Raw genomic sequence first — 19,657 nt, 5'->3', positions numbered from 1 at the left:
GCTTAACCCTGCCTTTGCTTATTCTTAGGTTTTTTCTTGTTGATGATATATAGTCGGCCTTTGCGGCGAACGAACTTATCATCGGGACTGATTTTTTTCACACCTGCACGAACTTTCATAAAGTGCTTAAATCTCCCTTCCCGAGTAAACCCGAGATTACCGTTAATATTTAACTACCGACCTTGAGGTCGATCGTCACGTAGGCGGAAGCTGATTCGTCCCTTTGTAAGATCGTAAGGGGTCATCTCAACCTCAACCTTATCACCAGGCACCAGACGGATATAATGCTTGCGCATTCGTCCTGAAATGTGCGCGATGATACTATGGCCATTCTCCAGTTCCACCTTAAATTGAGTATTAGGCAGTGCTTCCACTACCTTTCCTACCATTTTGATGACTTCCTTTTGACTCGCCATAAGTTACAGTTGTCAATTATACAGTACTAAACACAGTTTGACAAGGGTTTTCGCCGTAAATTTAAGTGCTATAATTGTACTATCAAATTTAACATAAGGATTTTTATGGCAAGCAAGAAAAAACCAGCAAACTTTAAGGTTACAAAATCGAAGAATGAGATAATGACCGCGGTGCTAATCGGTCTGGTGACGACTTTGATAGTGATAGTTATTGGCGTAATTTTATTACACGCCAACCGAACTTCCGACAAGACGTTTCAAACAGTCGAAAATGTTGACGGTGGATCCGTGAACTTGGGGTCTTTGGGCTTCCGAATTGAAGGAGATAAAATAGTTATTCGCAACGATTCAACTACGCAAGAGGTTCGCTATTTCCTGAAGACAGAAACTAAAAAATCAGGCTGCAAGGATAACAACAGCGTAACTACGGTAATTGCCCATTCCCAGGACGAGAAACAGTTGTTGCTGGGCTATGGTTGCGGCAATTCTGAGGCGCGAATGTTTGCAGTCAAGAAAGATGGCGGATGGAAAACGATTTCCCCAACCAACCAATTTAATTTGTTCAACATTCCGAGCTGTAAGATGGTTGATGAAAATAACATTAGTAATGAAATTGCGCCAGTCTGCCAAAATGAGAAAAAAGTTGGCGACAATCTATCTTACGATTACAAAATACGATAATCCCTTCACAAAAAGAATTCCCCGCTTTTCGGCGGGGATTTTTAATGTCAATTATTTTCTCTTAAACAAACGACGCTTCTTACTCTTCTTTTTGTCGCTATCAAGCAGCTCGTCTGGGTCAAAGTCATCATATGTAACCATCAGCGCACGCGAGTTGACTTGTCGCAGAGTTTCAAGGGCAACAGATACGATAATCAAGATTCCAGTACCACCGATTGACAAACGCAAACCTTGCAAACCTGTCAAATTGTACGTGAGATATTCCGCAACGAATGGCAAAATAGCCACGATTCCTAGGACAATTGAGCCGAACAAAATCAAGCGATTGACAGTTCTCATAAGGTATTTTTCAGTCTGAGCGCCTGGACGCACACCTTCAATAAATCCGCCTTGCTTCTGCAGATTTTCGGCAATTTCGTTAGCGTTAAAGACAATTCCAGTGTAGAAATATGTAAAGGCGATAACCAGAATAAAGTATAACGTTGGGTAAATAAACGCTTCAGCGGTGCTTCCTGTGAATGAGCCCGCGTTTGGAGCTTGGAACCAAGTGATCAATTTATTGGCGGTCGGCAGAAGATCGGCGTTACCAGACGCTTTCATGACTTGACCAACAAATTGCGGCAAGCTTAGGAATGCAACCGCGAAGATGACCGGAATAACTCCCGCAGCAATCAATTTAACCGGCAAAATACTTTTTACGTCGCCGTAATTACTATTTCCGTGAACGCGCTTTGCGTAGTTAATTGTAATAACGCGCTGAGCTTCGTTGATTTTAACTAGGAAGTAAAGGACGATGAGTCCGGCAATTGACATGATTAATATCGTCCAGAACATAACTGGGTTTACAGGGAGAGTGAACCAGTTGAAGACGTTTAAGCTGCCAGATGAGGTGTTAAACAATGATGAGATTAATGACGCGAGCATTTGTGGCAATTGGCTGATGATACCAGCGAAGATTACAATAGAAATACCGTTGCCGATTCCCTGCTCAGTGATCAACTCGCCAAGCCACATCAGAAGAACAGAGCCTGCCGTCATTGAAGTGATTGAAACGATCCATTCCATCATCGTAGGGTCGGCCAATGTCGTACTGCCGCCTTGAAGAACTGTCTGTCTTAAGATGAAGATGAAAGCGATTGATTGGACAATAGCAAGCGGCACAGTAATAACACGTGTCCATTGCTGAATTTTTCGACGTCCAGATTCACCATCTTTGTGTAGTTCCTCAAGCCTTGGAATGGCTTTGGTCAGAAGCTGAATAATAATACTGGCAGTAATAAATGGGCTAAGCCCAACCAACACTAGAGAGAAGCTCGACAACGCGCCACCAGATAGCAAGTTCAAGATACCACCAAGGTCAGATTGTCCAAGTACCGACGAAATCGCGTTACGCAGCTGCGTTGGTTCCGCTAATGGCACTGGAATGTGCGCTAATAATCGATAAACAACGATTATTCCCACGACAATAAATAGCCGTTTTTGCATATCTTTATTTTTCAGCGAGCGAAAAATTATTCTCCAATTCATGTTTTAGCCCCTCATAGTCACTAACAATTCTTAACTCTGTTAATTATACAGTACCTTAGCGGATATTTCCATACTAAAAACATAAAAGCGTATGCTCTATAGATGAAACCGCTATTTTAGGACAAAAGAAAATCCCCTTCTCTTTCGAAGGGGATTTATTATTACCGAGAAAATTTATTTCTCTTCAGCTTCTTTCGCACTTTGGCGTAGAGGTGTAGCTACTTTCTCGAATGAGCCACCAGCTTTTTCGATGGCAGCAACAACTGAAGCTGAGGCAGCTTGTACTTTCAAGTCAACCTTAGCCTTCAATTCACCACGAGCAATCACCTTAACCGTATGGAATGGAGTTGCAATGTAGCCCTCAGTGAACAACAAAGCGTTGTCAACGGTTTTGCCGTCAAATGCGTTCAAGTGATCCATGTACACAACTTGAGCTGGGGTTCGCAAGCTCTTGAATCCGCGAGCCTTTGGCACAGCTTGAGCTAGTGGACGCTGACCACCCTGGAACATTACGCGAAGCTTCTTACCTGTTCGAGCGTTCTGACCTTTAGTACCGCGACCAGCAGTTTTACCTTGACCAGCAGCAATGCCGCGACCAACGCGCTTTTTATTCCTGTTTGCTGAAACTTGGAGATCATTGTACTTCATTATTTAGCCTCCTTTTTAGCAACCTTTTTTACAGGCTGAGCGCTTAGCCATTGATCGCGTGGAACTAATGACTTTAGAGCTTCAATAGTCGCGTAAGCAATGTTGACCTTGTTGGTTGAGCCAAGAGATTTGGTCAATAGGTTGCGAATTCCTGTTACGCCGATAATCTGACGAACTACACCACCAGCGATAATACCAGTACCAGGAGCGGCTGGCTTGATCAATACGCGTGCACCAGAGAATTTAACTTCGCTGTCGTGCGGAATTGTCTCACCGTTTAGCGGCAATGTAATTAGGTGCTTTTTAGCGACTGACGTAGCCTTAGCGACTGCGGCTTGAACGTCTGCGCCCTTGGCAACACCGACGCCAACCTTATCTTTGCGGTTACCAACAACCACCAAAGCCTTAAATCGGAAGCGGCGACCACCTTTAACCACGCGAGAAACGCGGTCAATGTTGATTACCAACTCTTCAAACTCTTTTGGCGCGTCATCGCGCACATTTCGCCGGTCATCGCGGCGACCACCACGTGGATTTCGAGGTCGACGACCTTCTGCACGTGGGGTAGTATTTGCAGCTTGCTCTGCCATACTAAAACTCCAATCCTTCTTGGCGCGCAGCGTCAGCCAAAGCCTTTAGGCGGCCAGCGTATTGACGACCATTTCGGTCAAACACTACTGCGCTAATCTTAATTTTCTTTGCTTTCTTAGCAATTTCAGTACCGATAGCAGCACTTTTTTCAGTCATTGTGCCAGTCGCTTTTGTACCAACTGTAGTTGCTGCAGCTAATGTCTTGCCAGCTACATCATCAATCAATTGCGCGCTAACGTGCAAATTGCTAATAGTAACTGTCAAGCGTGGGCGCTCTGCCGTGCCTGAAACCTTAGCGCGAACGCGGTTTTTGCGAAGAGCGCGGTTGAGTAGCTTCTTATTTTCAGCCATGATTACTTACCTGTCTTTCCTGCTTTACGCAAAATCTGCTCGTCGACGTACTTGATACCCTTGCCCTTGTATGGTTCAGGCTTCTTCAAGGCGCGGATTTCCGCTGCAACTTGGCCGACTTGTTGTTTATTGATACCGCTAACAACGATAATCATTTTTTCGTTGGTAACAGTTACGCCTTCTGGGGCTTTGTATTTGACTGGATGTGAAAATCCAAGTGCCATTTCTAGCTCATTATTACTTGAGCTAACACGGAAACCGACACCGTTAACCTCTAGGCGTTTTTCATAACCTTTGGTTACACCGATTACCATGTTGTTGATTAGCGCGCGCATCAGACCATGCTGACTACGGGCTACTTTGGACTCGTCCTTAGGATGTACCGTGACTTGTCCGTCTTCGACTTTCACCTCAACTGCTGGTGTGATGAATTGCTTCAATTCACCCTTTGGTCCTTTAACGACCACATCACCAGAGTCAACCGTGATTGTCACACCGGCCGGAATAATCACCGGCAGTTTTCCGATTCGACTCAGACTCATTACTCACCTTTCGTGTGATTTGATATTAACCCTGATATTTTAGCATAGATTAGGGGTGAAATGCAAGGTTTTTTGAGCACTCTGCCTAGTTACCGTACGGGATGAGCAGAATAATCGCCAAGATGCCGAGAGTAATATATGTTACTAGGGCGGCTTTGGTCAAATACGGCTCTTTCATATCGTAGATTTTACGCACTTCGTAATAATCCCATAGCCGCCAGCCAGAGATCATTAAAAGAATGCCAGCGAAGATGCTTAAATAGCCGCTGACATCGATATGCCAAAGAAAGTTTGGTACATCAACTAGAGCGATGAGTGTAGCCACTCCCACTGTCGACCAGAAGCGTGCCTGCGGCTTTTGTCCAACAGCAATAAAGCAAGCGGCGGCGACCATGATTAACTCAACGAGAGGGTTTCCCATAAATAGCACCTGAATATAATAACTGGGGATTCCCTGCCTGGGGTCAGCACTGCCGATAAGCCAGCTTATCCCGTGCAGTAGCAGCACCATAACGACAATAGATAATAAGAAAGGCAAAAAATCGACAGCTAAGACGTCTTTAACAGTTATTTCTGCTTGGTCTGGTGTTTTTGTTATATGGAGGAAGCTACGCATATGATTACAGTATAGCAAAATATAATTCTTAAATATCGTAAACGTCTATCTCGATCGCCTTAAGTATCTGCCCGATTAGCGTATTGTCTGCCATCTTTAGCCACCCTTTGCCACCAATAACACAGCCGCCGAGAATTGAATTCAACGCACCTCTGTCTAGCAGCACTTGCTCATAGTTATGTGAACACCTAACCAACGCTGCTTGTAAATTATCGCAAAATGGCGACACTGATAAAAATTGTACATATTCCATGAATTCGCACTTTAATTGGTCGACTATGTTATCGTCTTTCTTGATTAGTCCGAGGAACATCCGATAGCCAACCGAAAGCGACGCCTCCGACCACTGATCGCCACGATCATACACTGTATATTTTTCTCGCACGACCGTCAAGAAATTGAGAGCCACAATCTGCATAACAATTGCCGCCAGAGCTTGATCAATAGGCGTCTGTATGTAACTTTCATCAATTGAATACTCCAGAACGCATTCACGAAAAAGATCGTCAGACTCTTTACTGTATTTTATATACGAAGTACGAAAAAGCGTATTAACAGAGCTCTCATTGCGAGCTTTACGATACGCCATATCAATTTGCTTACGCCACGGAGAAATCTGAACTTCGCGTAGCTTTTTACTCAGTTCACTTCGGTCGACTTCTACTATATTTCGATTCATTTCTATTCCGCACTCGCCAGCAGCCCTCAAAATATCATCTTCTGGAATGACTAATTTATCAAACTCTCGCAATGCCTCGTCATATGTCTTTTTCGCTTCTGGGCTATATAATTCAGCATCCATAAAACAAGTGTCGCCATATGTTTTTGCAGACAGTATGATATCGCTCAGAACAAATAACTCATTGTCTTGAAGACGCTTCAAAACGTACTGAGCTAATAAATGTTCATAAATATGAGCGATTAGTCCGTCGTTATCGGCTGTTTTGTATATGGATGAAATTATCATTGCTTGGTTCGATAATATTATAATGCCACCAAATTAGCAATTTTTCGATATTTATGATAATTGATATAATCATACTTAATGACAGCAACTATACTTTTCGCCACCAGAAACCCAGGCAAGCACGCAGAATTCGTTGCCGCGTTTCATAAATTCTCTCCGCAAACGTCAATTATTTCGTTGGCAGATTTAGATTATCAAATACCTGACTGCATAGAAACAGGTACGACATTTGAACAAAACGCCCTATTGAAGGCGCAACACACAAGGAATCATTTACACGGAAATGACAAAAACCTGATAATTATCGCCGATGATTCCGGCATGGAAATTGAAGCCCTAAATGGCGAGCCTGGCGTATTTACAAGGCGTTGGAATGGTCATGAGATGAGTGACCAAGAGATCGTAGATTATTGCCTGGAGAAACTTGAAGGTAAGGCAAACAGACGAGCACAATACACGACGTGTCTTGTAGTAAACTTCCCTGATGGTCGTGAGAAAGTGATTTTTGGAGAAAATTCTGGTGTTATCTTAACTGAGTCGCGCGAGGAATCTCGGCTCAAAGGCATGCCGTTTCGGGAATTATTTTTCGTACCCGAGCTTAATATGATGTTTCACGAAGTGCGCGAACTGCCGAAATTGAAGCGCAATGGATATTCACTCGGGCATGAAGTTGCAGTCGAAAAATGTGCTAGTGTGGTACGGGAAAATTACTATAGCGAATGTGTAAACTGAGAGTACTAGCGGTCAATTTGATATATCTTTGAAAGATTGTCAACCAGCGTAGAATCCAGCTTTTCTTGTTTGATTTCATGAATATCGAAATAGTTAAAGTTTGAAACTTCATCTGTTTTACGAGGTGTCGTTAATAGAGTAACTTTGTAGGCAACAATCAAAACGGGGTCATCGAACTTTGTATTCCAAGTTGGAATGATCAAGGGATTTTCTGCAGCGACTTCGATATCTGTCTCTAGTTCTTCCAGAAACTCTCGTTTCAACGCTTCTGTAATATCCTCACCATGTTCCAGCCCACCGCCAGGAAGGTCCCATGAGTCACTTCTCTCTTGAACGAACAGCAGTCTACCTAATTCATCACGCACTAATCCCTTTACTGCTACTCGATATGCCGACTTTATGTCTTTTAGCGCTCCAGCTCCCATACGATAAAAGTTTATCATAAAAAATAAACGCCCTGCAGTGAGGACGTTTATTTGATTTGCGTGAGGCTTAGTAAACCTTCAACAACAATTCGCCGCCAAGTTTAGCCTTGACTGCTTCGGCGCCAGTCATGACACCTTTTGATGTTGAGATAAGTACTAAACCGCGGCCGCTCTTTACCTTTGGAATCTCGCTAGCGCCGACGTAAACGCGACGACCAGGTTTTGAGATGCGGGTAATTTCGTTGATGGTGCTGTTAGTTCCTTTTTCATTGATAGTAACTACCAACACGCCACGAGGTTTAGCGTCTTCCAGTTTGACATCTGCCAAATAACCGTTTTTGACTAATTGCTCAGCGATGACTTTCTTCATCTTGCTGGACGGAACACGAACTTCCGTTTTGCCAACCAATTTCGCATTGCGGATGCGAGTCAGAAGGTCGGCGATTGGGTCTGTAGTTTGCATAGACATATTCTAATCTCCTTTCCTTCTTACCAACTACTCTTTGTTATGCCTGGGATTTCACCCTTGGCTGCTTTTTCGCGGAAATTGATACGGCTCAAGCCGAATTGACGCATGTAGCCGCGTGGGCGACCAGAGATGCTATCACGGTTCTTGTGCCTGGTTGGGCTAGAATTGCGAGGCAATTTTTGCAAACCATCGAGGTCGCCAAGTTCTTTCAACTCAGCACGCTTGGCTGCAAACTTGGCAATCATCTTCATACGCTTCTTATCACGAGCGACCATTGATTTCTTAGCCATTACTTGACGCCTCCTTTCTTCTCAAACGGCATGCCGAATTTTTCTAGCAACGCCTTAGAAGCTTCCTTGTTGCCGTTCTTGATAACAAATGTAATCTGCAAACCGTGCAAAACCTGAGTTTCCTCAAATGTCAATTCTGGGAAAATTGATTGCTCGGTGATGCCGAGATTGTAATTGCCACCTTTATCAAACTTCAAGCCAACGCCGTGGAAGTCACGAACGCGAGGCAAAGCAACGTTAATCAAACGATCCATGAACTCGTACATACGAGCGCCGCGCAAAGTTACGCTAACACCAATTGGCGCGCCCATACCTTTACGAATGCTAAATGTCGCGATTGATTTTTTAGCTTGTCGAGCCACTGGTGCTTGACCGGTGATTTTCTCGACAGTATTTTTGACAATTTCAAAATGACGCTTGTCATCTTTCTTTTTGCCGGTACCAACGCTCACGACGATCTTTTCCAAAGCTGGCACTTCATGCACGTTCTTTAGATTCAATTCGGCTTGTAGTTCCTTAAGGTAAGTTCCTTGATACAAGGCTTTCAAGCGAGGAGCTGGCACGACAGTTTTCTTTTCTGCCATTATTTAATCTCCTTATTTTTTACCTGGCGAGCAACACGAGTTTTGCCGCCGTCAGCATTCTTTACTAAACCAACCCGACTGGTTTTGCCTGATTTCTCATCAACAACCAAAGCGACTTTGCTGATATCCATTGGTACGTGAATATCTTTCTTACCGCCTTTTGGATTGTACTGGCTTGGCTTAACGTGGCGATGTCCAACGCCGACACCTTCGACCAAAACAGTTTGGTCTTTTGTGTTAACTTTTAGAACTTTACCAGTTGTGCCTTTATTTTTACCAGCAATAATTTTTACGGTATCGTCTTTATGAATTCGAGCCATTAGAGTACCTCCGGAGCTAAGCTGACGATCTTCATGTAGCCCATATCGCGAAGTTCGCGTGGAACTGGACCGAAGACACGAGTAGCTTTTGGCTGCTTGTCATCGTTGATAATCACTACGGCATTGTCGTCAAAACAGATTGTTGAGCCGTCTTTGCGATGAATTTGATCGCGAGTACGAACAACTACAGCCTTAACAACAGATTTTTTCTTAACGTTACCGGTTGGGCTAGCGTCTTTTACTGAGCAGACGATTACGTCGCCAACGCGAGCGTAACGGCGTCGTGTACCGCCAAGAACGCGAATACACAAAACTTCCCTAGCACCTGAGTTGTCGGCTACCTTAAGGCGAGATTCTTGTTGAATCATTTGTCGTCCTCCTTAGCCTCTTCCTTAGTTTCGCCAGAAACTTCATCCTTTAGTTTGATAGAACCGCGAGACTTTTCAATCACCTTAACTAGAGTAAAGCTCTTAGTCTTGGAAATTGGGCGAGTCTCTTCGATTTGCACCTTGTCGCCTTCACCTGCTTCGTTGGTTTCATCGTGAGCAGTGTATTTGCGAGTCACGGTGTACTGCTTGCCGTATAGCGGATGCGTTTCGCGGCTAGTGACCGTCACGGTGATGGTCTTGTCGCGCTTGGCACTCGTTACGACGCCAATCAATGTTCGTCGGGCCATTACTTGCTCTCCTTTGTGTTATTAATTTGTGTCAGCAGGCGTGCAATTTCCTTTCGGAGTGAACGCAACGCTTTTGGATTAACTAATTCGCCAGCAGCGTGAGAACGTTTTGCCTGAAGTAGGTCGTTTCGCTTTTCAGCCAATTCCTTCTTCAAGTCGTCAATAGTCTTAACAACTGCCGCTTTAACAGATTTCTTCGTTTCAGCCATTATGCGTCCTCCCGCTTGATGAACTTACATTTGACTGGCAATTTGTGGCTAGCCAGACGCATTGCTTCGCGAGCAACTTCCTCTGAAACACCCTGCATCTCAAATAGAACAGTACCAGCCTTTACCTTAGCAACGAAGAACTCTGGGTTACCTTTACCGCCACCCATCTTCAAGCCAAGTGGCTTTCGGGTAACTGGAGTGTGAGGGAAGATTCGAATCCAAATCTTACCACCACGCTTGATGTAACGAGTCATCGCCTGACGAGCAGACTCGATTTGGCGGGAGTTGATGCGCTCATTTGATTGTGATTGCAATGCAAAGTCGCCGAACGCGATGTAATTGCCACGAGTTGCTTGACCGCGGTTTTTTCCAATACGCACTTTGCGGTGCTTAGTTTTCTTTGGTAACAGCATTTAGCGACTCCTTTCTCCCTTATAAATCCACACTTTCACGCCAATGATACCAGCTGGTGTCTGAGCGCGAGCACAGTGGAAGTCAATATCAGCGCGCAAGGTGTGTAGAGGCACTGAACCTTCAATTACCTTTTCGCGACGTGCCATTTCAGCACCGTTCAAACGACCAGCCACCTCAATACGAATACCTTTAGCGCCAGCATTCATGGTGTTTTGTGCGGTCATTTTAGTTGCACGGCGGAAATTGATTCGGCGCTCCAATTGGCGAGCGATGTTCTCAGCTACCAATTTGGCTGCCAATTCTGGACGGCGAACTTCTTCGATGTTAATACGAACAGCCTGACCAGCAATCTTCTCAACTTGCTTCTTCAATTCGTTCACGCCAGCACCACCGCGACCGATAACAACACCAGCTTTTGCTGTGTGAATTGTAATCGTGATCAAGTTAGCGCTACGCTCAATCTCAATGCGATTGATAGTTGGGCGTGAGGCAAATTTCTTTTCAATCAACTCGCGGATTTCGTGATCCTGACGAATCGCCTCTGCAAACTCTTTTTTATTGGCCGTAAACCAACGAGAGCTCCAGTTCTTATTGACCTGTAGGCGGAAGTTGATTGGATTCACTTTTTGACCCATTTACTTCTCCTCCTTTTTTGCTGCCGGTTTAGCGGCTTTTTTAGCTGCAGGCTTAGCAGTTTTTGCTTCTGCCTTAGCTTCGGCCTTTTTTGCAGGCGCTTTCTTTGGCTTTTCTACACCAGTTACTTCAACCAAAATATTTGAAGTCTTTTTCTGGAATGGCAAAGCGCGACCGCGCGATGCTGGCTTAAAGCGGCGCAAGCGTGTACCAGTAGTAACGCTCAAAGTAGTAATTACCAAACTTTTAGCGTCCAAGCCGTGGTTGTTAATAGCATTTGCCTTAGCGCTTTCGATAGCCTTTTTAACTGGGCTAGCAGCGCGCTTTGGAACGTGCTCTAAGATAACTAGTGCATCAGCTACAGTACGGCCTCGTACCAATGCGGCAACCAAGCTTACTTTACGTGGTGCCTGATCAACGCCTTTTGCGTAAGCGCGAACAGTATAAGTTGTATCAGCCATGATTACTTCTTATCCTTTCCGCCGTGCTTACGGAACTTACGAGTTGGGCTAAACTCACCGAGTTTGTGACCAACCATGTTTTCGGTAATCAGCACTGGTACGTGCACTCTACCGTTGTGGACAGCAATCGTTCGACCAACCATTTCTGGTGTGATAGTCGAAGCGCGCGCCCACGTTTTGATAACGGTTCGATCGTCAAGGCTAAGAGCAGCAATTTTCTTTGCTAGCTTTACATCGACGAATGGACCTTTCTTTAATGAACGACTCATCGTGATTTACCTCTTCCTCTTCGCGTCGTGACGCGTGCGTACGATTAATTTATTCGAGCCTTTACGGCGACGAGTTCGATAACCTAATGTCAATTGACCCCAAGGAGTACGTGGTGCTTTACCAGTACCGTGGCGACCACCGTCACCACCACCATGTGGGTGATCTGCGGCGTTCATAACGACACCACGAACAGTTGGGCGAATACCCTTGCGGCGCTTACGACCAGCTGAACCGATCTTAACATTTTGGTGCTGGACGTTACCGACTACACCGATAGCAGCGGTAGCTTCCAAGCGAACTTTGCGAACTTCGCCAGATGGCAATTTGATAGTTGCGTAGTTGCCTTCTTTCGCCATCAACTGAGCTTTAGCACCGGCAGCGCGTACCATTTGTGCGCCCTTACCAGCGGTCAACTCAATAGCGTAAATCATCGTACCAACAGGAATAACTGACAATGGCAAGCGGTTTGAAGCCTCAATTGGAGCTTCTTCGCCGGTTCGGATAGTTTTACCCTTAACCATTGATGTGTCAGCCAAGATGTAGTGGTACAAATTGTACTGATCCTTAACTCGAGCAATACGAGCTGAGCGGTTTGGATCGTATTCGATTTCTTCAATCGTCAAGGTCAAGCCTGCTGGCAAATTGTGGTTCACCAAGCGGTAGTGACGACGAACGCCGCCTCCGCGATGACGAACAGTAATTCGACCTTGGTTGTTGCGACCGGCATTTTGCTTTTTAGCTTTAATCAGACTTTTAAGAGGTTTTCTTGTTGTAATGTCTGACAAATCCTGACTCGTCATGCCGCGACGAGCAGGAGTGGTTGGATTGTAAGCTTTCACTGGCATTACTTGGTCTCCTCCATCTGCTGCTCTACTGCGTCAAACACATCGAGCTTATCGCCTTCTTTCAGCGTCACGTAAGCCTTCTTCCAATCCTTGCGCGTTGTTGTGCCAGGATAACGATTCTTGCCTCGTGAGAAGCGTACAGCCTTGCCGTCTTGTACTAAGGTTTTAACCTTAACTACAGTAACGCCAAATTGCGCTTCTACAGCTGATTTGATTTCGTTCTTATTCAAGTTAAGTGGAACGCGTAGCACGTATACACCATCGGCGCTCTGTGCGTAAGCCTTTTCACTAACGCGTGGGATAATAATCGTCTGTTTCATATTACGCTTCCTCCTTACCCAACCATGCAGTAATTACAGGTAGAGCTTTCGGTGTTATAACGATTGTATCCGCATTCAGAATGTGATAAACGCTTAGATAATTAGCGCGAACCACCAAAACGTTCTGAATATTGTTTGTAGCACGCATAAGTTCTGGCGTCTTCTCATCTACAACGATTAGAACACGGCGCTCGAACTTGTTGTCAGCTAGGAATGTTGCGACTTCCTTGGTCTTGCCAGTAGTCTTAACATCTTTAACGACAATTTTCTTAGCTTCGTTAGCTACAGTCAAAGCTTGGCGAACTGCCACTTTCTTAGCAGTCTTTGACAATTTTTTAGTGTAGTTTTCGTTGCCGCGTGGGCCAAATACCACACCACCGCCGCGCCAGATTGGGTTACGGCTTGAGCCAAAACGTGCTCGACCAGTTCCCTTTTGCTTCCATGGTTTTTTACCACCACCAGAAACTTCGCCGCGCTGCTTGGTTGTAGCGCTAGCTAGGCGTGCGTTTGCCAAGTAGCTGTCGTATGCCAATTTCAACAATTCGTGATTTGGCACTTCCACAGCAAAAATGTCTTTAGGAAGTTTGGTTGAATCTGCCATTACTTGTTACCTCCTAAAATAATCAGCCCCTTTCGTGGTCCAGGAACAGCGCCCTTAACCCCGATTAGATTGGTCTCTGGATCAACATATGCCACTTCCAAGTTCTTAACAGTAACACGCTCGTGACCCATGTGGCCAGCCATCGTCTTACCCTTGAAGACTTTTTGTGGATACATCGAGCCAATTGAACCTGGCTTACGAGTATTACCTTTACCACCGTGCGTCTTACGATGACGCTTAAAATTGTGGCGTTTAATGGTTCCAGCGAAACCTTTACCTTTGCTGGTTCCGGTTGCATCGACAAAATCGCCGACTTCAAACGCGGAAACATTAATTTCACTGCCAACTTTCAGATCCTCTGGAATCTGGTCGACACGGAATTCCCGAATATGTTTCGGGGTCACTTGGGCTGGCTTAACGTGTCCAGCCACGGCCTTGCTCAGGTTCTTACCCTCTCCAAAAGCTACCTGTACCGCATTGTAACCGTCGGTTTCGACAGTCTTCACCTGAGTAACGGTGACAGGGCCGGCTTGGATCAGCGTTACCGGAATGGCTTTGCCGTCTTCAGCCAAGAGCTGGGTCATACCAAGTTTGGTACCGAGAAGTGTTTTCACTTTTCCTCACTCCCACTTAAATACTCCTGATGACGTGCGGTTTCTGGATTCTGGGAGAACGTTAAATGTAAACATCCGCTCATAACCAGACCTGCTCATTCACCAAGGAGAACAGTTGATATTACGCGTAATAGAAATTACTTCCTCACTATAGCACGTTATGTATATTATTGTCAATAAATGACAGGCTCTAAATCATCACGCCAACCGGCGTAAACGAAGTCAGAATTGCCATGAAAATTATCGTGACGTACCAAATTTTACGGTTGAATTGGTATTTCTCAATTTTTAAGACCAGCAGCAACGCAATAAATAGACCGACAGGAATGGCTTGGACGACCAAACCGCCAACTTCAACTGGATTTTTTAGACGAAGCCACAACGCACTTAATATCACAAAAACCACCAATTTCAAGAAAAATGAACCGTCATTGTCATAAATACGTTCGCGCCCTTTGCGACTAAACAGCTCGCTAGACTTCGAGCGATTGCGAGCATAAGTACGAGTTTTTTGTTTTGTCATAAGCTAAATGGAATTATAGCATAAAAAATCCGCCCCACTCAAGAGGCGGAAATTTTATATATCGTTAAATTACATACGAATTTCAGCGTCAACGCCAGCTGGCAAGTTCAAGTTCTGCAAGCTATCAATCGTCTTTGGTGTAGCATTTGTAATGTCAACCAGACGCTTGTGAACGCGGCGCTCGTAAGATTCACCACCAGTTTTGTAAACGTGCGGACTCTTTACGACAGTGTAAGTGCTGCGTCGAGTTGGCAAAGGCACTGGACCAGCCACGTTAGCACCTGTGCGAATTGCAGTGTCGATAATTTGTTTTGCTGATTGGTCGATGACTTTGTGGTCATAAGCCTTCAGACGAATACGGATTTTGATTCCTGTATCTTGAGCCATAGCTCCTCCTTGTGTGCGATCTCGTAACCTCTAATTGTCCTATTTATAGTCAATCGAGTTCTCGAGATAAATTATTATTAACTATGCGATTATATCAGCAATTTTCCGCTTTATCAAGATGAGAAATCATTTCTGCAATAATTCCAGCGGATTTATTCAGCGATTCTTTTTCTCGCTCGGTAAGCGGATAGCCCGCCAAAATCTTCACGCCGTCGCTACTGATTGTCGATGGCAATCCAAGTACAACATTATTCAAGCCATATTCGCCTTCAGCCAAAGAGCAAACAGGATAAACCGTGTGTGTCGATTTTCGGAGCGCCGAAACGATCTTAGACACAACAAACCCAATTGCAAAATACGTTGATTTCTTTGTTTCAATCACCCGATAAGCTCGGTCGCGAACCTTCTGCTCAATCCCGTCAATCATTTCCTCTGTAAATCCAGGATATTCTCTAATCGGCACTTCACCAATTTGCGCCGTTTCAATTGTCGAAAATGATGAATCGCCATGCTCGCCCAGAATATAAGCGTCAACCGCCTTACTGTCGACATTGAAAGCATCTGCCAAATACGACTTCATTCGTGAAGTATCAAGCGTCGTGCCCGTCCCAAACACACGATTTTTCGGCAAACCAGATTCCTTAAGCGCCACGTAAGTCAGAACGTCAACTGGATTACTGACAATCACCAAATACGGCTTCGTACCGTTCGCCATAATATTTTTCACAATATCACGCATAATTTTCGCATTAACGTCAATCAATTCTAATCGAGTCTGACCAGGAAGTTGCGGCGCACCCGCAGTAATCACAACGATGTCATCGTCATTGATATCAGAATAATTTCCCGTATGAACCACGACATTTCTGTCAATTCCCATCGCGTCATTAATGTCAGCCGCTTGACCCCAAGCCAAATCCTCACTACGGTCAATCAACACAATCTCTTCAATGACACTACGCAATGCGCACGCATAAGCCGCCGTTGCACCAACCATTCCACCGCCGCCAACAATTAGCAATTTCTGTTTATTCACCAAAATCTCCTTTTTCTGTTTTATATTAGATGTATTTATTCTGCCATAAACATTACCGCTTTGTCAATTAACTTTACTTTACAGCAAAAAACATGTATAATATCGGCAATCTATTAACTTTTACATATTATCAACGGGAGGATATATGGAAAAAAGAATGTTTGCAGAAAAAGCGCCACGCGTCGATACTGCAAAAGTATATCGAGCACTTGCAATGCTAGCTTTATTACCATCGTGTGTATTGGCTGGATGCGCAGGCGAAAAAGGAGTTGATGCTGGAAGCTCAAGTTCAGCCCCATACGGCGGCTCTGAAACCGCTACATCTCAACCAGAAAACAGCAATACCGAGAATCCGTCACAAAATAAAAAAGACGATTCTGCGGGAAAAATAGATATAGAAAAGAACTCAATGTATTACGCAAAATACAACGTTCGCGAAGGTTTTTCAGCTTACTGTGTACAACACGGTTACGAGGATCCTCAAATAGTAGACTGCTCGGTATATTTTTGCGATGGGGATGATATGGTTCGGCTTAAATTCGATTTTTTAGATCTCGCCGAACAAACTCAGAGAAAAAGAGTACCTGAAGCTTCGGATCTAATGAGAGAAACAAACACACTAGCAATACAATACGAGGATTATGTTCCAACCGAAATCACAAAGAATGAAGACGCATGTCGAGAGAAGAAAAGCAGCGTAGGGCAATTCACTAAGCCCGTATCTTTTCCGCGTCCGCGCGAAGAAAATGAGCAATACCTCTGCCTTCCTCAATTTATGGCCACGATAGATGGTAAAAAGGTGGGCATGAAAATCACAAAGACTACATCTGTCGATGAGAAAGAGAATAACGGACCGTACTATCCTCTATACAAGATTGGTACTTCTGAACAATGTTTTGACACAAGATTCCTTGATTAGACATACATTATCACAGCGACATCAAAAATCCCCCGAAAGTTCGGGGGATTTAATTAGGCTTGTGTTATCAAGATTATTTGTTGATCTTTGTAACAACACCAGCACCAACTGTACGGCCACCTTCGCGGATAGCAAAGTTCAAACCTTGCTCCATAGCGATTGGTGCAAGCAACTTAACCTTGAAGGTTACAGTGTCGCCTGGCATAACCATTTCTTTGTCAGCTGGCAATTCAACTTCACCAGTAACGTCAGTTGTGCGGAAGTAGAACTGTGGCTTGTAGCCCTTTGAAAATGGAGTGTGGCGACCGCCTTCTTCCTTCTTCAAGATGTAAACTTCAGCTTCAAACTCAGTATGTGGAGTAATTGTGCCTGGCTTTGCCAAAACTTGACCACGCTCAATGTCGCTGCGCTCAATACCACGTAGCAAGACACCTGCGTTGTCACCTGCTTGACCTTGGTCAAGAGATTTCTTGAAGGCCTCAATACCAGTTACAACTGACTTCTGAGTTGGCTTCAAACCAACGATTTCAACTTCGTCGTTCAATTTAACAACACCCTGCTCGATACGACCAGTTGCTACTGTACCACGACCCTTAATTGAGAAGACGTCCTCAATTGGCATAATGAATGGTTTGTCCATGTCACGTGCTGGCTCTGGAATGTAGCTGTCCATTGCGTCAACCAATTCCATAATAGCGTCTTCGTATTTCTCTTCACCCTCAAGAGCCTTAAGAGCAGAACCCTTGATGATTGGAGCGTCTTTGTCGAAGCCGTTCTTTTCAAGAAGTTCGCGAACTTCTTCTTCGATCAGCTCAACCATTTCTTCGTCAGCCATGTCCATCTTGTTCAAGAAGACAACGATCTTTGGCACACCAACCTGCTTTGCAAGCAAAACGTGCTCACGAGTCTGAGGCATTGGGCCGTCAGTTGCAGCGATAACCAATACCGCACCGTCAACCTGAGCAGCACCGGTGATCATGTTCTTGACGTAGTCAGCGTGTCCTGGCATGTCAACGTGTGCATAGTGACGATTCTTTGATTCATACTCTTGGTGTGAAGACGCGATAGTAATACCACGTTGCTTCTCTTCTGGTGCGTTGTCGATCTGGTCGTACGCAACAGGTTTGTTAACTGCGCTTGGTAGGCGCTTTGCCAACACTGCAGTAATCGCAGCAGTCAGCGTAGTCTTACCGTGGTCAACGTGGCCCATTGTACCAACGTTAACGTGCGGTTTGCTTCGGTCAAATGCATCTGCCATTTGTAGAAGTTCTCCTTAATTTAATTATTATTTTTCACGCGGGTACAGTCCATAAAAAAGACCTCACGGCGTATGAGTTTAATTATAACGATTTTCCAACCAGTTGTAAATAGCCTATTTCTTACTATAATACTTCGCCAAGAACGAATCGCGAAACTCGTAAAAAGTTCCATCCTCCAAGCTGGCTCGAATATCATCAACCAACTTAACGATAAATCGCTCGTTGTGGATTGACAACAACGTTCCAGCCAACGACTCGCGGGCGTGCAGAAGATGACAAAGATAAGCCGCCGTGTAATTCTTGCAAGTATAGCAATCGCAATCGTCCATAATTGGCGCAAACATCTCACGGTATTTTCGACCACGCACATTGACTCGACCAAACGGCGTATACGCGGCGCCATTCCTAGCCACTCGCGTCGGGCTCACACAGTCAAAAGTATCAATTCCCTGCTCAATTGCCGCAAAAATATCATCAGGCTCGGAAATTCCCAGTAAATGACGCGGTTTATTCTCAGGCAGAATTTGATTGACCCACTGAATCGTTTGTGCCATAGTTTCCTTTTCCAACGCGCCACCAATTCCATAGCCATCAAAATCCATCGCGCCCAAAAACTCGGCAGTTTGCTTTCGCAAATCCTCGTAATTCGCGCCTTGCAAAACGCCAAATAAAGCTTGATACGGCTTATCTGGACGAGCCGCCCTTAGGCGCTTAACCTCCGCCAAACTTCGCTCCGCCCAGGCATGCGTCCGAGCCAGCGCCTCAACTTGATATTCGTACGGATCAATCAAAGAGGTCAATTCGTCAAACGCAAAAGTAATGTCAGCGCCAATTCCAGCCTGAATTTGCATAGACAATTCTGGCGTGAATTTATGGTAAGAGCCGTCCAGATGCGACTTAAACATCACACCGTTTTCGTCCACCCAAGCATGTCGCGACGATTTTTTAGCAATTGCAATTTCTTCATCAACATCAGTGCTCATTGCCAAAACTTTCTTAAAGCCAGAACCCAAACTCAGCACCTGAAAGCCGCCGCTATCCGTGAACGTCGGACCGTCCCAATGCATAAATTTGCCAAGATATCCAGCCTTTTCAATCAACTCATGCCCCGGCTGCAGATATAAATGATAAGCGTTCGCCAGCACCGCCTGCGCGCCAACACCCTTCACCATCTCAGGAATCATCGCCTTAACATTAGCCTTAGTTCCAACCACAATAAACGCCGGCGTTTTAATATCACCGTGTGGCGTGTGAATAATTCCCGTTCGCGCCAACGTGTCGTTAAATCGTGAAGTTATTTCAAAAGAAAAAGGTTTTTCCTGCATAATCTG

The 19,657-nt window shown here is 44.9% G+C and carries 33 protein-coding genes; 3 read left to right on the top strand and 30 right to left on the bottom strand.

The genetic code is table 11. The features are described 5' to 3' along the window. Positions 1-2: 2 nt before the first annotated feature. Both rpmJ and infA read right to left on the bottom strand, forming a co-directional pair. A complete protein-coding gene (gene rpmJ, locus LRM45_RS03850; protein ID WP_129637195.1) occupies positions 3-119 on the bottom strand; it encodes a 50S ribosomal protein L36 in 117 nt (38 codons plus the stop codon). 54 nt (positions 120-173) lie between these two features. Then, a complete protein-coding gene (gene infA, locus LRM45_RS03845; protein WP_129635133.1) occupies positions 174-416 on the bottom strand; it encodes a translation initiation factor IF-1 in 243 nt (80 codons plus the stop codon). A 105-nt stretch (positions 417-521) separates the two neighbouring features. On the opposite strand from infA, the gene LRM45_RS03840 reads away from it, so the two are divergent. Then, complete coding sequence (locus tag LRM45_RS03840) at positions 522-1,097, top strand: hypothetical protein (RefSeq protein WP_243826820.1); 576 nt, start codon at positions 522-524, stop codon at positions 1,095-1,097. A gap of 51 nt (positions 1,098-1,148) precedes the next feature. Here LRM45_RS03840 and secY read toward each other — a convergent pair whose 3' ends face one another. The 7 genes from secY to LRM45_RS03805 form a co-directional block, all read right to left on the bottom strand. After that, entirely contained in the window at positions 1,149-2,624 is a 1,476-nt protein-coding gene (gene secY / locus LRM45_RS03835; RefSeq protein ID WP_243826819.1) for a preprotein translocase subunit SecY, read from the bottom strand. 174 nt (positions 2,625-2,798) lie between these two features. Then, positions 2,799-3,272, bottom strand: coding sequence for a 50S ribosomal protein L15 (rplO, locus tag LRM45_RS03830; protein WP_129745344.1), 474 nt, complete (start codon positions 3,270-3,272; stop codon positions 2,799-2,801). After that, on the bottom strand, positions 3,272-3,862 hold the full coding sequence (gene rpsE / locus LRM45_RS03825) for a 30S ribosomal protein S5 (RefSeq protein ID WP_129745346.1): 591 nt from the start codon (positions 3,860-3,862) through the stop codon (positions 3,272-3,274). Before rpsE ends, rplO begins: the two co-directional genes overlap by 1 nt. Before the next feature lies 1 nt (position 3,863). Then, entirely contained in the window at positions 3,864-4,214 is a 351-nt protein-coding gene (gene rplR, locus LRM45_RS03820) for a 50S ribosomal protein L18 (RefSeq protein ID WP_129745349.1), read from the bottom strand. A gap of 2 nt (positions 4,215-4,216) precedes the next feature. Then, a complete protein-coding gene (gene rplF, locus LRM45_RS03815) occupies positions 4,217-4,750 on the bottom strand; it encodes a 50S ribosomal protein L6 (RefSeq protein ID WP_129632941.1) in 534 nt (177 codons plus the stop codon). Between the two features lie 91 nt (positions 4,751-4,841). Further along, the gene (locus LRM45_RS03810) at positions 4,842-5,372 is read right to left on the bottom strand and encodes a hypothetical protein (RefSeq protein WP_243826818.1); all 531 of its coding nucleotides are present in this window, start codon (positions 5,370-5,372) and stop codon (positions 4,842-4,844) included. Between the two features lie 28 nt (positions 5,373-5,400). After that, complete coding sequence (locus LRM45_RS03805; protein WP_243826817.1) at positions 5,401-6,339, bottom strand: hypothetical protein; 939 nt, start codon at positions 6,337-6,339, stop codon at positions 5,401-5,403. Between the two features lie 78 nt (positions 6,340-6,417). On the opposite strand from LRM45_RS03805, the gene LRM45_RS03800 reads away from it, so the two are divergent. Continuing rightward, on the top strand, positions 6,418-7,071 hold the full coding sequence (locus LRM45_RS03800; protein ID WP_243826816.1) for a non-canonical purine NTP pyrophosphatase: 654 nt from the start codon (positions 6,418-6,420) through the stop codon (positions 7,069-7,071). Between the two features lie 5 nt (positions 7,072-7,076). Here the strand turns inward: LRM45_RS03800 and LRM45_RS03795 are convergent, their stop codons facing one another. The 19 genes from LRM45_RS03795 to LRM45_RS03705 all read right to left on the bottom strand — a co-directional run bounded on the left by LRM45_RS03795 (position 7,077) and on the right by LRM45_RS03705 (position 16,148). Next, positions 7,077-7,496 (bottom strand): NUDIX hydrolase, encoded by a 420-nt coding sequence (locus LRM45_RS03795; RefSeq protein WP_243826815.1) that lies wholly within the window; start codon positions 7,494-7,496, stop codon positions 7,077-7,079. A gap of 67 nt (positions 7,497-7,563) precedes the next feature. Next, positions 7,564-7,965, bottom strand: coding sequence for a 30S ribosomal protein S8 (rpsH, locus tag LRM45_RS03790; protein ID WP_146423292.1), 402 nt, complete (start codon positions 7,963-7,965; stop codon positions 7,564-7,566). Positions 7,966-7,985: 20 nt separating this feature from the next. Beyond that, complete coding sequence (rpsN, locus tag LRM45_RS03785; RefSeq protein WP_129630942.1) at positions 7,986-8,255, bottom strand: 30S ribosomal protein S14; 270 nt, start codon at positions 8,253-8,255, stop codon at positions 7,986-7,988. Continuing rightward, complete coding sequence (rplE, locus tag LRM45_RS03780) at positions 8,255-8,839, bottom strand: 50S ribosomal protein L5 (RefSeq protein WP_146423291.1); 585 nt, start codon at positions 8,837-8,839, stop codon at positions 8,255-8,257. Before rplE ends, rpsN begins: the two co-directional genes overlap by 1 nt. Next, positions 8,839-9,159 (bottom strand): 50S ribosomal protein L24, encoded by a 321-nt coding sequence (gene rplX, locus LRM45_RS03775; RefSeq protein ID WP_129637438.1) that lies wholly within the window; start codon positions 9,157-9,159, stop codon positions 8,839-8,841. Before rplX ends, rplE begins: the two co-directional genes overlap by 1 nt. After that, positions 9,159-9,527, bottom strand: a complete 369-nt coding sequence (gene rplN, locus LRM45_RS03770) for a 50S ribosomal protein L14 (RefSeq protein ID WP_129630950.1) — start codon at positions 9,525-9,527, stop codon at positions 9,159-9,161. The genes rplX and rplN overlap by 1 nt, the downstream gene beginning before the upstream one ends. Further along, complete coding sequence (rpsQ, locus tag LRM45_RS03765) at positions 9,524-9,835, bottom strand: 30S ribosomal protein S17 (RefSeq protein WP_129630953.1); 312 nt, start codon at positions 9,833-9,835, stop codon at positions 9,524-9,526. Before rpsQ ends, rplN begins: the two co-directional genes overlap by 4 nt. Beyond that, on the bottom strand, positions 9,835-10,044 hold the full coding sequence (rpmC, locus tag LRM45_RS03760) for a 50S ribosomal protein L29 (RefSeq protein ID WP_129635100.1): 210 nt from the start codon (positions 10,042-10,044) through the stop codon (positions 9,835-9,837). The genes rpsQ and rpmC overlap by 1 nt, the downstream gene beginning before the upstream one ends. Further along, positions 10,044-10,457, bottom strand: a complete 414-nt coding sequence (gene rplP, locus LRM45_RS03755; RefSeq protein ID WP_129635102.1) for a 50S ribosomal protein L16 — start codon at positions 10,455-10,457, stop codon at positions 10,044-10,046. Before rplP ends, rpmC begins: the two co-directional genes overlap by 1 nt. Continuing rightward, positions 10,458-11,093: a 30S ribosomal protein S3 gene (gene rpsC / locus LRM45_RS03750; RefSeq protein ID WP_129743751.1), complete on the bottom strand. Its 636-nt coding sequence runs from the start codon at positions 11,091-11,093 to the stop codon at positions 10,458-10,460. It lies immediately after the preceding gene. Further along, positions 11,094-11,552 carry a 50S ribosomal protein L22 gene (rplV, locus tag LRM45_RS03745; RefSeq protein ID WP_243826814.1) on the bottom strand — a complete coding sequence of 153 codons (459 nt, stop codon included), beginning with the start codon at positions 11,550-11,552 and terminating at the stop codon, positions 11,094-11,096. It lies immediately after the preceding gene. 2 nt (positions 11,553-11,554) lie between these two features. After that, on the bottom strand, positions 11,555-11,821 hold the full coding sequence (gene rpsS / locus LRM45_RS03740; RefSeq protein WP_129630968.1) for a 30S ribosomal protein S19: 267 nt from the start codon (positions 11,819-11,821) through the stop codon (positions 11,555-11,557). Positions 11,822-11,827: 6 nt separating this feature from the next. Next, positions 11,828-12,667 (bottom strand): 50S ribosomal protein L2, encoded by an 840-nt coding sequence (gene rplB / locus LRM45_RS03735; protein ID WP_129630971.1) that lies wholly within the window; start codon positions 12,665-12,667, stop codon positions 11,828-11,830. After that, positions 12,667-12,987, bottom strand: a complete 321-nt coding sequence (locus tag LRM45_RS03730) for a 50S ribosomal protein L23 (RefSeq protein ID WP_243826813.1) — start codon at positions 12,985-12,987, stop codon at positions 12,667-12,669. Before LRM45_RS03730 ends, rplB begins: the two co-directional genes overlap by 1 nt. A gap of 1 nt (position 12,988) precedes the next feature. Next, entirely contained in the window at positions 12,989-13,588 is a 600-nt protein-coding gene (gene rplD / locus LRM45_RS03725) for a 50S ribosomal protein L4 (RefSeq protein WP_129635108.1), read from the bottom strand. After that, a complete protein-coding gene (gene rplC / locus LRM45_RS03720) occupies positions 13,588-14,202 on the bottom strand; it encodes a 50S ribosomal protein L3 (protein WP_129630980.1) in 615 nt (204 codons plus the stop codon). The genes rplD and rplC overlap by 1 nt, the downstream gene beginning before the upstream one ends. 190 nt (positions 14,203-14,392) lie before the next feature. After that, a complete protein-coding gene (locus LRM45_RS03715) occupies positions 14,393-14,725 on the bottom strand; it encodes a hypothetical protein (RefSeq protein ID WP_129630986.1) in 333 nt (110 codons plus the stop codon). A 69-nt stretch (positions 14,726-14,794) separates the two neighbouring features. Next, complete coding sequence (rpsJ, locus tag LRM45_RS03710; RefSeq protein WP_178142850.1) at positions 14,795-15,112, bottom strand: 30S ribosomal protein S10; 318 nt, start codon at positions 15,110-15,112, stop codon at positions 14,795-14,797. Positions 15,113-15,206: 94 nt separating this feature from the next. After that, complete coding sequence (locus tag LRM45_RS03705) at positions 15,207-16,148, bottom strand: L-lactate dehydrogenase (protein ID WP_243826812.1); 942 nt, start codon at positions 16,146-16,148, stop codon at positions 15,207-15,209. Positions 16,149-16,293: 145 nt separating this feature from the next. Here LRM45_RS03705 and LRM45_RS03700 point away from each other — a divergent pair, with 145 nt between their 5' ends. Beyond that, entirely contained in the window at positions 16,294-17,067 is a 774-nt protein-coding gene (locus tag LRM45_RS03700) for a hypothetical protein (RefSeq protein ID WP_243826811.1), read from the top strand. Between the two features lie 73 nt (positions 17,068-17,140). Here LRM45_RS03700 and tuf read toward each other — a convergent pair whose 3' ends face one another. Further along, complete coding sequence (tuf, locus tag LRM45_RS03695; RefSeq protein WP_129637477.1) at positions 17,141-18,325, bottom strand: elongation factor Tu; 1,185 nt, start codon at positions 18,323-18,325, stop codon at positions 17,141-17,143. Between the two features lie 114 nt (positions 18,326-18,439). Next, entirely contained in the window at positions 18,440-19,651 is a 1,212-nt protein-coding gene (tgt, locus tag LRM45_RS03690; RefSeq protein ID WP_243826810.1) for a tRNA guanosine(34) transglycosylase Tgt, read from the bottom strand. Positions 19,652-19,657 lie beyond the last annotated feature (6 nt).

This window comes from Candidatus Nanosynbacter sp. TM7-057 (assembly GCF_022828295.1).
Lineage (GTDB): Bacteria > Patescibacteriota > Saccharimonadia > Saccharimonadales > Saccharimonadaceae > Nanosynbacter.
Note: the sequence above shows the minus strand (reverse complement) of the source record. Positions and strands in the feature narration are given on the sequence as shown.

Coding starts and splice junctions, on each gene's coding strand:
- rpmJ (WP_129637195.1), bottom strand. CDS start 119: ATGAAAGTTCGTGCAGGTGTGAAAAAAATCAGTCCCGATGATAAGTTC.
- infA (WP_129635133.1), bottom strand. CDS start 416: ATGGCGAGTCAAAAGGAAGTCATCAAAATGGTAGGAAAGGTAGTGGAA.
- LRM45_RS03840 (WP_243826820.1), top strand. CDS start 522: ATGGCAAGCAAGAAAAAACCAGCAAACTTTAAGGTTACAAAATCGAAG.
- secY (WP_243826819.1), bottom strand. CDS start 2,624: ATGAATTGGAGAATAATTTTTCGCTCGCTGAAAAATAAAGATATGCAA.
- rplO (WP_129745344.1), bottom strand. CDS start 3,272: ATGAAGTACAATGATCTCCAAGTTTCAGCAAACAGGAATAAAAAGCGC.
- rpsE (WP_129745346.1), bottom strand. CDS start 3,862: ATGGCAGAGCAAGCTGCAAATACTACCCCACGTGCAGAAGGTCGTCGA.
- rplR (WP_129745349.1), bottom strand. CDS start 4,214: ATGGCTGAAAATAAGAAGCTACTCAACCGCGCTCTTCGCAAAAACCGC.
- LRM45_RS03810 (WP_243826818.1), bottom strand. CDS start 5,372: ATGCGTAGCTTCCTCCATATAACAAAAACACCAGACCAAGCAGAAATA.
- LRM45_RS03805 (WP_243826817.1), bottom strand. CDS start 6,339: ATGATAATTTCATCCATATACAAAACAGCCGATAACGACGGACTAATC.
- LRM45_RS03800 (WP_243826816.1), top strand. CDS start 6,418: ATGACAGCAACTATACTTTTCGCCACCAGAAACCCAGGCAAGCACGCA.
- LRM45_RS03795 (WP_243826815.1), bottom strand. CDS start 7,496: ATGGGAGCTGGAGCGCTAAAAGACATAAAGTCGGCATATCGAGTAGCA.
- rpsH (WP_146423292.1), bottom strand. CDS start 7,965: ATGTCTATGCAAACTACAGACCCAATCGCCGACCTTCTGACTCGCATC.
- rpsN (WP_129630942.1), bottom strand. CDS start 8,255: ATGGCTAAGAAATCAATGGTCGCTCGTGATAAGAAGCGTATGAAGATG.
- rplE (WP_146423291.1), bottom strand. CDS start 8,839: ATGGCAGAAAAGAAAACTGTCGTGCCAGCTCCTCGCTTGAAAGCCTTG.
- rplX (WP_129637438.1), bottom strand. CDS start 9,159: ATGGCTCGAATTCATAAAGACGATACCGTAAAAATTATTGCTGGTAAA.
- rplN (WP_129630950.1), bottom strand. CDS start 9,527: ATGATTCAACAAGAATCTCGCCTTAAGGTAGCCGACAACTCAGGTGCT.
- rpsQ (WP_129630953.1), bottom strand. CDS start 9,835: ATGGCCCGACGAACATTGATTGGCGTCGTAACGAGTGCCAAGCGCGAC.
- rpmC (WP_129635100.1), bottom strand. CDS start 10,044: ATGGCTGAAACGAAGAAATCTGTTAAAGCGGCAGTTGTTAAGACTATT.
- rplP (WP_129635102.1), bottom strand. CDS start 10,457: ATGCTGTTACCAAAGAAAACTAAGCACCGCAAAGTGCGTATTGGAAAA.
- rpsC (WP_129743751.1), bottom strand. CDS start 11,093: ATGGGTCAAAAAGTGAATCCAATCAACTTCCGCCTACAGGTCAATAAG.
- rplV (WP_243826814.1), bottom strand. CDS start 11,552: ATGGCTGATACAACTTATACTGTTCGCGCTTACGCAAAAGGCGTTGAT.
- rpsS (WP_129630968.1), bottom strand. CDS start 11,821: ATGAGTCGTTCATTAAAGAAAGGTCCATTCGTCGATGTAAAGCTAGCA.
- rplB (WP_129630971.1), bottom strand. CDS start 12,667: ATGCCAGTGAAAGCTTACAATCCAACCACTCCTGCTCGTCGCGGCATG.
- LRM45_RS03730 (WP_243826813.1), bottom strand. CDS start 12,987: ATGAAACAGACGATTATTATCCCACGCGTTAGTGAAAAGGCTTACGCA.
- rplD (WP_129635108.1), bottom strand. CDS start 13,588: ATGGCAGATTCAACCAAACTTCCTAAAGACATTTTTGCTGTGGAAGTG.
- LRM45_RS03715 (WP_129630986.1), bottom strand. CDS start 14,725: ATGACAAAACAAAAAACTCGTACTTATGCTCGCAATCGCTCGAAGTCT.
- rpsJ (WP_178142850.1), bottom strand. CDS start 15,112: ATGGCTCAAGATACAGGAATCAAAATCCGTATTCGTCTGAAGGCTTAT.
- LRM45_RS03700 (WP_243826811.1), top strand. CDS start 16,294: ATGGAAAAAAGAATGTTTGCAGAAAAAGCGCCACGCGTCGATACTGCA.
- tuf (WP_129637477.1), bottom strand. CDS start 18,325: ATGGCAGATGCATTTGACCGAAGCAAACCGCACGTTAACGTTGGTACA.
- tgt (WP_243826810.1), bottom strand. CDS start 19,651: ATGCAGGAAAAACCTTTTTCTTTTGAAATAACTTCACGATTTAACGAC.